The organism is Bacillus sp. RE35 (assembly GCF_052146655.1).
Lineage (GTDB): Bacteria > Bacillota > Bacilli > Bacillales > Bacillaceae_G > Bacillus_A > Bacillus_A cereus.
This window is the reverse complement of record NZ_CP197377.1, coordinates 32,501-45,891: the sequence shown is the minus strand read 5'-3', so window position 1 is coordinate 45,891 and position 13,391 is coordinate 32,501. Positions and strand designations below refer to the sequence as shown.

Sequence of the window (13,391 nt, the reverse complement as noted above, 5' to 3'; positions counted from 1 at the left end):
TTTAAAGTATGAATTTAAAGAGAGAAAGGTGACAAAAGGGACAGTTCAAGTTGAACTGTCCCTTTCATATTCTTATGATAATTTATGAAGAACTAATGCATTACTTAATGTTGCAAACTCTTCAATAGATAGCGTTTCGCCTCTTCGCTTTGGATCAATTCCTACTTCTGTTAAAATTCGATCCAATAATTCCTTATCTTTCGGGAAACCATTTAAATTATTTGATAAATTATTCATCAAAGTTTTACGGCGCTGTGCGAAACTTGCTCGTACTACTTCAAAGAAGAATGTTTCATCTGTCACCTCTACAACCGGTTTCGGACGCTTTAGAAGGCGAATAATTGCAGAATCAACATTTGGCTGTGGTACAAACACTGTACGCGGTACAGTCATAACTGTTTCAACTTCTGTATAATACTGAATAGCAATCGATAAAGAACCATACTCTTTCGTTCCAGGTTTAGCAGCTAAACGATCTCCAACTTCTTTTTGCATCATAACAACAAATCCACGAACTGGTAACTTTTCTTCAAGCAATTTAAATAAAATTGGCGTTGTAATATAGTATGGTAAGTTAGCTACTACCATTACATCTTGCCCTTCTTCAAATTGCTCATTAAATACTTCATGTACATCTGCTTTTAGTACGTCTTTATTAATAACTGTAACGTTACCATATGGCGCTAACGTCTCATCTAAAATTGGTAATAGTCTTTGATCAATTTCAAAAGCCACTACTTTTTTAGCACGCTTTGCTAATTGCTCTGTTAATGCACCAATACCTGGTCCAATTTCAATTGCACCACTTTCTGAACCAATTTCTGCATGATCGACAATACGATTTAATACATTTGTATCAATTAAAAAGTTTTGTCCTAAACTTTTTTTGAATGAAAATCCATACTTTTCAACAATGTCTTTTGTACGATTTGGCGTTGCGATATCCTTCATTTTTTTTCCTCCTGTATTACTTGCTTATAAGCTTCTGCAAATGATTCCTTTGAAACTTGAAACATCTGTAATCGTTTATGTAACTGTTTTGCATTTGTATAACCAATCTTTAATAGCTTACCCATTCTTTCTCTGCGGCTCTTTGCCATTTCTCCGCCCACTAAGCCTGCATCGACTAAATCACTCCAACTAATTTCACTTGTGTAAGCTTCCATTTCTTCATGTATATTCTCTAGAGCGCGGCGAATCGACTCATTAGAAGCGTGTTCGATCCCAACACCCTTTTTCCTTTTAGCAAGCGCTTCTTCCTTCGGTAAAAAGGCATGCTTACAGCCAGGAACCTTGTCAGAAATAATTTTTCGAATACGCTCTCCAGGATAATCCGGATCTGTGAAAATAATAACGCCCCTTTTTTGCTGCGCTAATTTAACTTGCTCAATAACATGATCACCGATTGCTGAACCGTTCGTTTCAATTGTATCCGCATCAACAGCACGCTTAATCGCAACTGTATCATCTTTACCTTCTACAACGATAATCTCTTTTATTTTCATGCTTGCCTCCACACTCATTTCGTCTCTACTTAGTAAAACAAAAAAATGACGACTTTTCCATTATTATTTTCCCCATTCTTATATTTTAAAAAATAGAATAGAAAAATCTTTGTTCTCTGTCCTTATTGTAACACTTCATCATTCACATTTATTTTCTTCATCACTTCTACTAGTTTTTCTCAAAATAAAAAAGAACAGGTTTCCCCATTCTTTTTTATTCAACACCAAATAAAACTTTTGCATTTTTAGTTGTCATTTCTGCTACTTCCTCATAAGAAATTCCTTTTAAATTCGCAATTTCTTCTGCCACGAGTTTTACATAACTCGGTTCATTTCGTTTCCCTCGAAATGGATGCGGTGTTAAATACGGACAATCCGTCTCTATTAACAATTTCTCTAATGGAATCTCCGTAGCAACCTCTTTCGGCTTCTTAGCGTTTTTAAATGTAACTGGTCCACCTAACGAAATTAAAAAGTTCATATCAACACATCGCTCTGCTACCTCTACGCTGCCGCTAAAGCAATGCATAATGCCTCCTACTTCAGCTGCATTCTCTTCTTCTAGAATATCAACAATATCTTGAGTTGCATCGCGGTTATGTATAATAATCGGCAATTTTACTTTTTTCGCTAATGCAATTTGTTTACGGAATACTTCTTTCTGTATTTCTTTTGGAGACTTATCCCAGTGATAATCTAAGCCCATTTCTCCAAGTGCAACGACTTTAGGATGAGAAGCAAGTTCTTCTAACCAAGCTAAATGTTCTTCTGTCATGTCGATTGCATCAACTGGGTGCCACCCAACCGCAGCGTAAATAAAATCATAGGCTTCAGCTAATTCCATCGCCTTTTTTATCGTTACTTCATCAAAACCAACAACAACTGTATAAGTAACTCCCGCTTCTTTCATTCGGGCAATAACCTCTTGCAAATCTCCTTCGAATTGCTCTGCATTCAAATGTGAATGTGTATCAAACAACATAATACATAACTCCTTTTATATTGAAATCAAGTTTATTCTACAAAAATAAGTTCTTTAATAACTTAACGATAACAATACTACAATCTTAATGCAAAAATAGAGAGTGTAAAAAGAAAAAAGACGCTTCACACATGTTACACGTGAAACATCTCTTTTCTTGTCTTAATTACTTGATTTTTGTACCATTTGGTAGATTTTGGTCAATTGATGCTAATGACAATACGCCATTCTCTTCACCCGCTAAAATCATACCTTGCGATAATTCACCGCGTAATTTTACAGGTTTTAAGTTTGTTACACAAATAACCTTTTTACCTTTTAAGTCTTCCGGCGAATAGAATTTTGCAATTCCAGAAACAACTTGACGCTTTTCTGTACCTAAGTCTAGTTGAATTTTTAACAGCTTGTCTGCTTTTTTCACAGGTTCAGCAGATAGTACTTCAGCTACGCGTAATTCTACTTTAAAGAAATCATCAATTGTAATTTCTTCTGCCTTCGGTTCTTCTTCTTTTTTCTCTTCTACTTTAGGAGCAGAGCTTTTCATTTGTTCTTTAATGTACTCTACTTCCACTTCCATTTCTAAACGAGGGAAAATTGGGTTTCCTTTTTCTACTTTTGTTCCAGCTGGAATGCAGCCAATTGTAGATAGACTTTCCCAAGATTTATGAGCTTCATCAGTAAGGCCAAGCTGAGCAAACATCTTGCTTGGTGCTACTGTTAAGAATGGCATAAGCATAATACCTGTTTGACGAAGTACTTCTGCTAAATGAGCCATTACAGAGGCTAACTTTTCACGATCATTCTCATCTTTTGCTAATACCCATGGTTGTGTTTCATCAATATATTTATTCGTACGACTAACTAGTTGCCAAATAGATCCTAACGCTACAGAGAACTCCATATTCTCCATTGCTTCTTCTACTTTTTTCAAAGTATCTTGTGCAAACGCTACTAACGTTTCATCAAATTCCGTCACATCTGCTTTAAATGCAGGGATTTCTCCGTTAAAGTACTTATCAATCATAGCTACTGTACGATTTAATAAATTACCTAAGTCATTTGCTAAGTCGAAATTAATACGCTCCACAAATCCTTCTGGTGTAAATACGCCATCAGATCCAAATGGAACTTCACGAAGTAGGTAATAACGTAATGCATCTAATCCGTAACGATCGATTAATGTAACTGGATCTACTACGTTTCCTTTTGACTTACTCATCTTTCCATCCTTCATTAAAATCCAGCCATGAGCAAAGACTTTCTTCGGAAGAGGTAAATCTAATGCCATTAAAATTATCGGCCAATAAATTGTATGGAAACGAACAATTTCTTTCCCAACTAAATGCACATCTGCAGGCCAGAATTTTTTATATTTCTCTTCATTTGCTGTTCCATAACCTAACGCCGTAATATAGTTAGATAATGCGTCAACCCATACGTAAATAACGTGTTTTGGGTTACCAGGAACACGAACTCCCCAGTCAAATGAAGTACGAGAAACTGCTAAATCTTCTAATCCCGGTTTAATAAAATTATTAATCATTTCATTTTTACGAGACTCCGGCTGAATGAAATGTGGATTATCTTCATAGAACTTTAATAGTCTGTCGACATATTTACCCATTCTAAAGAAATAAGATTCTTCACGAACAAGTTCTACATCATGACCACTATCTGGGCTTTTTCCTCCAACTACTTTGTCGCCTTCCATAATTGGCTCTACTAATTGATGCTCTGTATAGAACGTCTCATCTTGTACAGAATACCAACCTTCATATTCATCAAGATAAATGTCACCTTGATCTACTAATTGTTTAAAGATTTTTTCGACAACATCTTTATGACGATCTTCAGTTGTACGAATAAAATCATCATAAGAAATATCCATCTTCTCCCAAAGCTCTTTAATTCCTGCAACAATGTTATCAACATATGCCTGTGGCGTAATATTTAACTCTTCTGCTTTCTTTTGGATCTTCTGTCCATGTTCATCAGTTCCTGTTAAATAATGCACATTATAACCTTGCATACGCTTATATCGTGCCATCGCATCTCCTGCTACTGTCGTATAAGCATGTCCAATGTGTAATTTTCCACTTGGATAATAAATTGGGGTAGTAATATAAAAGGACTTATTTTCCTCTGTCATTGTTTTGGACCTCCCGAATAACCTCATATGTATTTATAAACAGTATATCAAAAACTCATATATAAAGTGAAACTTTAATCAGTAGGGTTTTTGTTCCTCCCCACTAATTATTAGCCTACGTTAATTGGGCTTTTACGAGCAGCCCAAATCTAACTTATCTTCTTTACGCCAACCTAATTTTCAATTTAGGTCTTAATGCTCAATATCTTTATCATCTATTGCTCATATTTCAAAAAAATATACAATATCCACTTTTAATTTATTATTTTTTCAGAAAATAATGTAAATAATTGTGGAATTTCCTCTCAATATATTATATATAAGAAATAAGAAATCTATAAATCTTTTTAAAAAATATAGAATTTAAGAATTGACGGAAATGTAAATGATTGGTATCATATGTCCATAGGGTATTTTGTCGAAAAATGACGAATCTAAAAATAGACTCGAAACTTATAAACTATTTATTTAGGAGGAAAAAAATTATGAAATCTACTGGTATTGTTCGTAAAGTTGATGAATTAGGTCGTGTAGTAATTCCAATCGAATTACGCCGTACTTTAGGTATTGCAGAAAAGGACGCTCTTGAAATCTATGTTGATGACGAAAAAATCATCTTAAAGAAATATAAACCAAACATGACTTGCCAAGTAACTGGTGAAGTATCTGACGGTAACCTTTCTTTAGCTGAAGGTAAAATCATCTTAAGCAAAGAAGGCGCTGAGCAAATCTTAAACGAACTTCAAGATTATATCGAAACAGCAAAATAAGCTTCTCAATTATGAGAAGCTTATTTTTTATCGACATGATAGATTTGATATACATCTCTTTTCGACAAATCTCGATCTTTAGCGACTGTTTTAATCGCTTCTTTTGAATTCATACTTTTTTCATTTATATAATATTCAATATGATCATATACCGAAAGAGATTCCCACCATTGTTCTTCTGGAGCAGGTTCTTCTGTTGAACCAGCTACTAAAATACAAAACTCACCACGTACTTCATTTTGCTTCGTCCACTCAATTGCTTCTTCGATTGTTCCTCGAATAAATTCCTCAAATTTTTTCGTTAACTCTCGACATAATACAATCTCTCTATTTCCCAACACTTCCTGCATCGAAATTAAAGTATCATCTAAACGATGAGGTGCTTCATAAAACATCATTGTAGTTTGTACATAACGAAGCTTTTCTAACTCCATCTTCCGTTCCTTTTTGTTTCTCTGCAAGAAACCATAGAAATAAAACTGCTTTGTTTCAAGACCGGATGCAATTAATGCTGTAAGGGCTGCATTTGCTCCAGGAAGCGGAATTACATGATATTGCTCAGCTACTGCCTCAACGACAATATCGTAACCTGGATCAGAAATACACGGCATACCAGCGTCACTAACAAGTGCTACATTCTTTCCATCCTCTAATTTCTCTAATAGTTTCTTCCCACTTACTTCTTTATTGTGCTCATGATAACTCGTGACAGGTGTTTCAATTTCAAAATAATTACAAAGTTTTTTCGTTTGTCTCGTATCTTCAGCAGCAATTAAATCAACTTCTTTTAAAATTCGGATTGCACGAAATGTCATATCTTCTAGATTTCCAATAGGAGTTGGTACTAAATATAAAACTCCCTTTTCATTTTGTTGAAAGCTTTTTTGTTGCCACATAGCGTTCTCCTTTTTGCATATATGCCTCTTTTTGTTTTCTCGTTAATTGCTTAAAGTAATACTCCGCTTGCATAGCTGTACGCTTATCATCGTGGGTCTCTACATATTTTAAAACGACAGGAAGCCTGACGCGTGTATACTTAGCCCCTTTGCCGCTATTATGAGTCTGAATTCTCTTTTCTATATGGTTTGTATATCCAGCATAATAACTTCCATCAGAGCACTCTACCACATAAAAAAAGTGCTTATTCTTCTCCATATAAAATTGAACGTAGCTCCTTTGTATATTCGTTATTGTTCTCATATACAACGAGAGGCGGTAAAATTTTCAAATCTGCATTTCCATCCTTAATTCCTTCAATTAACAATGTATTTGCTTCTTTTCCAACCTTAGGATAAACAAATTGCACACGCTTTGGTTCAATTTTATATTTACGCATTAATGTGACAATGTCTAGTAATCGCCCTGGACGATGTACAAACGCTACTTTCCCACCTTGTTTTACTAACTGACTACTTGCAGATACAACATCTTCTAATGTACACATAATTTCATGACGAGCTATCGCTAAATGTTCATTCATATTTTTCTCTGAAGTTTGAGGTGTTTGAAAATATGGTGGATTGCATGTAACAACATCATATTGATGACGCCCAAGTTTCTCTGGCATATCTTTCAAATCTCCATGTATGAGGTGAATTCTTTCTTCCAACCCATTGTATTGAACACTTCTTACTCCCATATCATATAAGCGTTCTTGAATTTCCACACCAGTAATATTTCCTTTTGTTCTTGTACTTAATAGAAGGGGAACAACCGCGTTACCTGTACACAAATCAAGTAAATTCCCCTTTTGAATTGGTACCCATGCAAAATCTGCGAGTAAAACGGCATCTAAAGAAAAATTAAATACTGATGGGCTTTGTATAATCTTCATGTCTTGTGCTAATAAGTAATCTAAACGTTCATCTTCATATAAATTCATATACTGCTCCTTTTCTTACCCTTAACCTACCCTATTTCATGTATAAAAAATTACCTTTCCAATTATAATTGGAAAGGTAATTTCACTTTTTATTTAAGAATGAAAGACAGAACAAACAATCTCCCTCTTTACGTACACTTCCATAATGTAGATTGCAAATATGAAAACCTTCTTGATATAGTCTCGCTAAATTGTCATAGCCTTCACCAATATCTGTTTTCGGCTTCACTTCTTTACGTTTTTGAGTTTTTTGTTTTTCTTTATTCTGCACTTCTTCAAAACGGTGTCGCAAATTGTTATTTTCCATTTTTATATGCTGGTTTTCTTCCAACAACTCTGCAAGATGCTGTTTTAACTCTCCCAACTGTTTATATAAATGTCCAATTTGCTCTTCCATACTAGAAACCGATTCAAAAATATCTTTTTTCTCCACAAGCACCCACCTCATTAATCTGTGGTTTGACTCGAAACGACCCCTTTATTCACTAACTCATCTAACGTATATTCTACTATCCGTTCCTTGTCTACTAGTTCCACTTGAATTAATCTTTCTAAAATATTTAATCCGATAACACGGCCAGTACCATGCGGGGTTTGTATACGTTGATCTAAATCAGGAAGTTGTTCCTTTGCTGCCTCATATTCATCATTCTCATATTTTAAGCAACACATTAAGCGACCACATAAACCAGAGATTTTTGCAGGATTTAATGATAAATTTTGATCCTTTGCCATTTTAATGGATACAGGTTCAAAATCCCCTAAAAAAGTAGAACAACAAAGCATACGACCACATGGACCAATACCACCTAGCATCTTCGCTTCATCACGAACACCAATTTGTCTTAGTTCAATTCTTGTTCTAAAAATTGCGGCTAAGTCCTTCACTAGTTCGCGGAAATCGATCCGACCATCCGCAGTAAAATAGAAAATAATCTTATTACGATCGAATGTATACTCTACATCTACAAGTTTCATATCAAGATTATGCTCTACTACCTTTTGTTGACAGACTTGATATGCTTCTTTGGCAGCATGTTTGTTCTCTTCAACAATGGTACGATCATTTTCATTTGCAATACGAATAACCTTTTTTAGCGGTAATACAACATCGTTTTCATCAACTTGTTTTTTGGTAATAACTACTTTTCCGTATTCAATACCTCTTACCGTTTCTACAATGACAAACTCATTTTCAGAGATATCGAACTGGTTTGGATCAAAGTAATATACCTTTCCGGCCTTCTTAAAGCGAACACCTACTACATCATACAAAACGGTCATCCCTCCTGCAACCGCAACACTAACTGTTCGAACACAAGCTGCGCATTTACATTAGCGTTGATTCTATTTTTTGCCTCTAATATATTAAAGAGAGCTGATACAATGCGCTTCTGAGCATAGGAAAACGATTCAAACATCTCTTTCTGCTCATGAAAAACAAGACGATCTTCTTCTCCAAGTTGAACATATAATAAATCCTTATAAATAAGGAGTAACATATCTAAACCTTGCTGTAATTGTTCTTTCTCTCCAAAGTGTTTTCCCCATTTTTCTTGTACAAAAAAAATAGAGGTTTTATCTTTTTCGAGCGCTTCACATAATTTTATCACTAAAGCTCGTGCTTGTGCAAACCATTCATCACTACATAAAGCTAAAGCTTCATCAAAACTATTTGTAAGTTGAGCAGCAAGTGTCGATAAAGATGCTGTAATCCCTTCATCCTGTAATCTTCTAATTAAAGATTCCGTAGGTAACGGTCTAAACGTAACAACTTGGCAGCGAGATAAAATCGTATTTAAAATTTGATGACTTTGTTCAGTAAGTAAAATAGCAGTTGTATCACTACTTGGTTCTTCTAAAAATTTCAAAAGTGTATTTGCCGCATTTGCTGTCATACGATCTGCGTGCTCAATAATATATAATTTTTTATTTGCCTCTAATCCTGTTTTTGAAAACTCTTCTTGTAAATCATGAATTTGCTGCTTCTTAATAGATAATCCGTCTGGTTTTACAATATGTAAGTTAGGGTGGTTACCTGAATCAATTCGCTTACAGTTTGTACATACATGACAGGGCTCTACTCCATTCCGCTCAGAACAGAGGAAACTCTTTGCCATTTGAATTGCTGTCGCAAACTTTCCTGTCCCTTTCCCTCCCTCTAACAAGTAAGCGTGGGATATACGCTCTTTTGCAATGCTATTCATCAACATTTTTACACCGATGGGTTGTATAGCAGAAAGCTGCTCCCACGTCTTCGTCATAATGCATACCTCACTTATTTCATTCTTTCCTTCTATTATAACAATTTATCTTCTATAATCTGAACAACTTCTTCTATAAGTTTTTCCATCGGTTGATCAGCATTTACCAATACAATACGATCCGAGAAACGTTCTACAACTTGTAAATACCCTTCGCGCACACGTTTATGGAAAGAGATATCTTCCATATCTAGTCGATTTACTTCACGTCCTGCATCTTTTTCAATCCGAGCCAAACCAACCTCAGGCTCAATGTCTAGATAAATTGTTAAACTAGGCATACAGTCCTCTGTTGCGAAACGATTTATTTCAAATACCTTATCCATACCCAATCCTCTTGCATAGCCTTGGTATGCTAAAGAGCTATCTATAAAACGATCACATAACACGAGGTAGTTCTCATTAAGTGCTGGCATAACTTTTTCTACTAAATGTTGTCTGCGCGCAGCAGCATAAAGAAGCGCTTCTGTACGTGCTTCCATCATCGTATATTCTTGTTTATGTAAAATCGTCCTAATATCCTCAGAAATTGCAATACCGCCTGGTTCCCTTGTCGCCATTACCTTCTGTGCTTTTTGTTCAAAATATGGCAATAAGCTTTTAATTAACGTTGTTTTACCTGAACCTTCTGGGCCCTCAATTGTTACAAATAATCCCTTCATCCTAAAACCTACTTTCTATATCATACACTTTCATATATTTCGTATTACCTTGAAAACGAGCTCCTGCTCTTTCTAAATACATAATTTGCTCTTTATGCTCTGAAGTAATTCTCTCTCCATACATAATTAATGGAATTCCAGGTGGATACGGAATCACCATTTCCGCCGCTATCATTCCAACAGCCTCTTCTATAGATACTATCTTTGTTTCATATCCGTCTAGTTGTTTATACGTATACGGTAAAAGAGAGAATTCACCATTATAAGTATAACGAATAGATTCCCTCTTGTCTTTCACCTCATAATGTTGCAATGCTACTCGGATCATCTCTATAACCTTCATATATCCCTCATTTACTTGTAAGGGTAAAATAAATAGGACATTGTACGGATCAGCCATCTCTGTATATATACCGACCTTTTCAAATACAGACTGTAATTCGTACCCTGATAACTGACAACGAGTTTGTACGGTGACCTTTAACTCATCTTGCAACGGATATTCTAAAATGGTGATTTGGGGAATAGAACGTAATTGTTCCTTAAATCTTCGTAAAAACTCAACAATTTCACTGTGACCTTTTTCTTTTATACGCGCCATTGTAAAGCGTGCTATATCCAAGGAAGCCATAATTGGATACGATGGACTACTAGATTGTAGCATACTTAAATAAGTAGTAACCTTATCTTCGTCTACTAAATGACTATTTATATGTAAATAGGAACCCATTGTCATTGCGGGTAATGTTTTATGTGCAGAATGAACTACAATATCTGCACCATATGTTAATGCTGACTTCGGAAATGGTTCTCCCAAACATAGATGTGCCCCATGTGCCTCATCTACCAAAACAGGGATTTTATGTGCATGTGCAAAAGCGATGCTTGCCTCTAGATCCATCCCCATACCATAATAATTAGGATGCGTTAAAATAAGTGCTTTCGCATTTGGATACTTTCCAATTGCGTTCTTAATAATTTCATTACGAACTCCCACTGGTACGTTATAAGCTTCATCAATCCATGGATCTAAAAAAATGGGATTTGCTCCTGCAAGTTTTAAACCATTAATAATTGATTTATGACAATTTCTTTGTACAAGAACAATATCATGTTCCCCGCAACAAGACAAAATCATTGCTAAGTTCCCGACTGTTGAACCATTAATTAAAAAATAACTTCTCTTTGTATTATAAACTTCAGCCAATAATTGTTGTGCCTCATCTATACATTCAAACGGACTATGCAAATCATCTAGTCCTGCTAATTCAGTTACATCAATAGATAGAATACCTTTAAACTCTCTTATTGCCTCCTGAGGGAAGTTTAAACCATTCTTATGACCAGGAACATGAAAGGATAACGGCCCTCTTTCTTTAAACTCTATTAACGCCTCATATAAAGGCATACGATTTTGATTCATCTACATCTCTTCCTTATTATTCATTCTCTATCTATTATACAGAACAAAAAAAATAATAGGCATATGCCTATTTAAAAATATGATACTTCTAATTTTCGAAGCTGCTTTAAATAATATATATATTTCGGATCATCTGTCTCTGTATTCACCATATCCTTTTCACATTCATGGCATATTAAATTATTATAAACATATATACCTTCTTTTCTTTTTGTCTCACAAACAATACAAACTTCACTTTGTAATTTCATAATCTTCCCTCCCTATTTAAGTGAACCTATTTTATACTTCTAATCCTTAACAATTTACAGAAAAATATACACCCATCTTTTATATAATATGATTAACTCTTGGGTAACGTGTTTGTATTTCCATTACTTCTTTCCCATTCTTTTTAACAATACAAAAAAACACAAGTCAAATGACTTGTGTTTTTAGTTGCTTGGCGACGTCCTACTCTCACAGGGACAAGGTCCCAACTACCATCGGCGCTAGAGAGCTTAACTTCCGTGTTCGGTATGGGAACGGGTGTGACCTCTCTGCCATCATCACCAAACTATGAAGGCATATTCCTTCAAAACTAGATAACATTTGCTACATATTATATGGTTAAGTCCTCGATCTATTAGTATTCGTCAGCTCCACATGTCACCATGCTTCCACCTCGAACCTATCAACCTGATCATCTTTCAGGGATCTTACTAGCTTACGCTATGGGAAATCTCATCTTGAGGGGGGCTTCATGCTTAGATGCTTTCAGCACTTATCCCTTCCGCACATAGCTACCCAGCTATGCCCTTGGCAGAACAACTGGTACACCAGCGGTGCGTCCATCCCGGTCCTCTCGTACTAAGGACAGCTCCTCTCAAATTTCCTACGCCCACGACGGATAGGGACCGAACTGTCTCACGACGTTCTGAACCCAGCTCGCGTACCGCTTTAATGGGCGAACAGCCCAACCCTTGGGACCGACTACAGCCCCAGGATGCGATGAGCCGACATCGAGGTGCCAAACCTCCCCGTCGATGTGGACTCTTGGGGGAGATAAGCCTGTTATCCCCGGGGTAGCTTTTATCCGTTGAGCGATGGCCCTTCCATGCGGAACCACCGGATCACTAAGCCCGACTTTCGTCCCTGCTCGACTTGTAGGTCTCGCAGTCAAGCTCCCTTATGCCTTTGCACTCTACGAATGATTTCCAACCATTCTGAGGGAACCTTTGGGCGCCTCCGTTACACTTTAGGAGGCGACCGCCCCAGTCAAACTGCCCACCTGACACTGTCTCCCGGGTCGATAAGACCCGTAGGTTAGAATTTCAATACAGTCAGGGCGGTATCCCACCAGCGCCTCCACCGAAGCTAGCGCTCCGGTTTCAATGGCTCCCGCCTATCCTGTACAAACTGTACCAAAATTCAATATCAGGCTACAGTAAAGCTCCACGGGGTCTTTCCGTCCTGTCGCGGGTAACCTGCATCTTCACAGGTACTATAATTTCACCGAGTCTCTGGTTGAGACAGTGCCCAAATCGTTACACCTTTCGTGCGGGTCGGAACTTACCCGACAAGGAATTTCGCTACCTTAGGACCGTTATAGTTACGGCCGCCGTTTACTGGGGCTTCAGTTCAGAGCTTCGCTTACGCTAACCCCTCTCCTTAACCTTCCAGCACCGGGCAGGTGTCACCCCCTATACTTCGCCTTACGGCTTCGCAGAGAGCTGTGTTTTTGCTAAACAGTCGCTTGGGCCTATTCACTGCGG

At 36.6% G+C, this 13,391-nt stretch carries 14 protein-coding genes and 2 rRNA genes (1 of these 16 cut by a window edge); 1 reads left to right on the top strand and 15 read right to left on the bottom strand.

Annotated features, from left to right (window positions below; translation table 11 throughout):
• Positions 1-72: 72 nt before the first annotated feature.
• From rsmA to metG, 4 genes are all read right to left on the bottom strand, one after another.
• Positions 73-951, bottom strand: coding sequence for a 16S rRNA (adenine(1518)-N(6)/adenine(1519)-N(6))-dimethyltransferase RsmA (gene rsmA, locus ACTL4X_RS00240; protein ID WP_000651548.1), 879 nt, complete (start codon positions 949-951; stop codon positions 73-75).
• Positions 948-1,505, bottom strand: coding sequence for a ribonuclease M5 (gene rnmV, locus ACTL4X_RS00235; protein WP_000692835.1), 558 nt, complete (start codon positions 1,503-1,505; stop codon positions 948-950). The genes rsmA and rnmV overlap by 4 nt, the downstream gene beginning before the upstream one ends.
• A 214-nt stretch (positions 1,506-1,719) precedes the next feature.
• The gene (locus ACTL4X_RS00230) at positions 1,720-2,487 is read right to left on the bottom strand and encodes a TatD family hydrolase (protein ID WP_000895851.1); all 768 of its coding nucleotides are present in this window, start codon (positions 2,485-2,487) and stop codon (positions 1,720-1,722) included.
• 166 nt (positions 2,488-2,653) lie between these two features.
• The gene (gene metG, locus ACTL4X_RS00225) at positions 2,654-4,636 is read right to left on the bottom strand and encodes a methionine--tRNA ligase (RefSeq protein WP_441394970.1); all 1,983 of its coding nucleotides are present in this window, start codon (positions 4,634-4,636) and stop codon (positions 2,654-2,656) included.
• Positions 4,637-5,121: 485 nt separating this feature from the next.
• On the opposite strand from metG, the gene ACTL4X_RS00220 reads away from it, so the two are divergent.
• Complete coding sequence (locus ACTL4X_RS00220) at positions 5,122-5,406, top strand: AbrB/MazE/SpoVT family DNA-binding domain-containing protein (RefSeq protein ID WP_000843036.1); 285 nt, start codon at positions 5,122-5,124, stop codon at positions 5,404-5,406.
• Positions 5,407-5,426: 20 nt separating this feature from the next.
• Here ACTL4X_RS00220 and rsmI read toward each other — a convergent pair whose 3' ends face one another.
• From rsmI to ACTL4X_RS00165, 11 genes are all read right to left on the bottom strand, one after another.
• Positions 5,427-6,302 (bottom strand): 16S rRNA (cytidine(1402)-2'-O)-methyltransferase, encoded by an 876-nt coding sequence (gene rsmI, locus ACTL4X_RS00215; RefSeq protein ID WP_000267821.1) that lies wholly within the window; start codon positions 6,300-6,302, stop codon positions 5,427-5,429.
• The gene (locus tag ACTL4X_RS00210; RefSeq protein WP_000414350.1) at positions 6,271-6,561 is read right to left on the bottom strand and encodes a GIY-YIG nuclease family protein; all 291 of its coding nucleotides are present in this window, start codon (positions 6,559-6,561) and stop codon (positions 6,271-6,273) included. The genes rsmI and ACTL4X_RS00210 overlap by 32 nt, the downstream gene beginning before the upstream one ends.
• Positions 6,548-7,288, bottom strand: coding sequence for a tRNA1(Val) (adenine(37)-N6)-methyltransferase (locus ACTL4X_RS00205; RefSeq protein WP_001055366.1), 741 nt, complete (start codon positions 7,286-7,288; stop codon positions 6,548-6,550). Before ACTL4X_RS00205 ends, ACTL4X_RS00210 begins: the two co-directional genes overlap by 14 nt.
• An 82-nt stretch (positions 7,289-7,370) precedes the next feature.
• The gene (yabA, locus tag ACTL4X_RS00200) at positions 7,371-7,721 is read right to left on the bottom strand and encodes a DNA replication initiation control protein YabA (RefSeq protein WP_000412063.1); all 351 of its coding nucleotides are present in this window, start codon (positions 7,719-7,721) and stop codon (positions 7,371-7,373) included.
• Between the two features lie 14 nt (positions 7,722-7,735).
• Positions 7,736-8,563: a PSP1 domain-containing protein gene (locus ACTL4X_RS00195; protein WP_000272429.1), complete on the bottom strand. Its 828-nt coding sequence runs from the start codon at positions 8,561-8,563 to the stop codon at positions 7,736-7,738.
• 5 nt (positions 8,564-8,568) lie between these two features.
• Entirely contained in the window at positions 8,569-9,552 is a 984-nt protein-coding gene (holB, locus tag ACTL4X_RS00190) for a DNA polymerase III subunit delta' (protein ID WP_000169564.1), read from the bottom strand.
• A 35-nt stretch (positions 9,553-9,587) separates the two neighbouring features.
• A complete protein-coding gene (gene tmk, locus ACTL4X_RS00185) occupies positions 9,588-10,214 on the bottom strand; it encodes a dTMP kinase (RefSeq protein WP_000677218.1) in 627 nt (208 codons plus the stop codon).
• A gap of 1 nt (position 10,215) precedes the next feature.
• Complete coding sequence (locus ACTL4X_RS00180) at positions 10,216-11,637, bottom strand: aminotransferase class I/II-fold pyridoxal phosphate-dependent enzyme (protein ID WP_001075301.1); 1,422 nt, start codon at positions 11,635-11,637, stop codon at positions 10,216-10,218.
• A 71-nt stretch (positions 11,638-11,708) separates the two neighbouring features.
• Positions 11,709-11,888: a sigma factor G inhibitor Gin gene (locus tag ACTL4X_RS00175; RefSeq protein WP_000776278.1), complete on the bottom strand. Its 180-nt coding sequence runs from the start codon at positions 11,886-11,888 to the stop codon at positions 11,709-11,711.
• 189 nt (positions 11,889-12,077) lie between these two features.
• Positions 12,078-12,193: ribosomal RNA gene (gene rrf, locus ACTL4X_RS00170) — 5S ribosomal RNA — on the bottom strand.
• Between the two features lie 49 nt (positions 12,194-12,242).
• Positions 12,243-13,391: ribosomal RNA gene (locus ACTL4X_RS00165) — 23S ribosomal RNA — on the bottom strand (it continues 1,773 nt past the right edge of the window).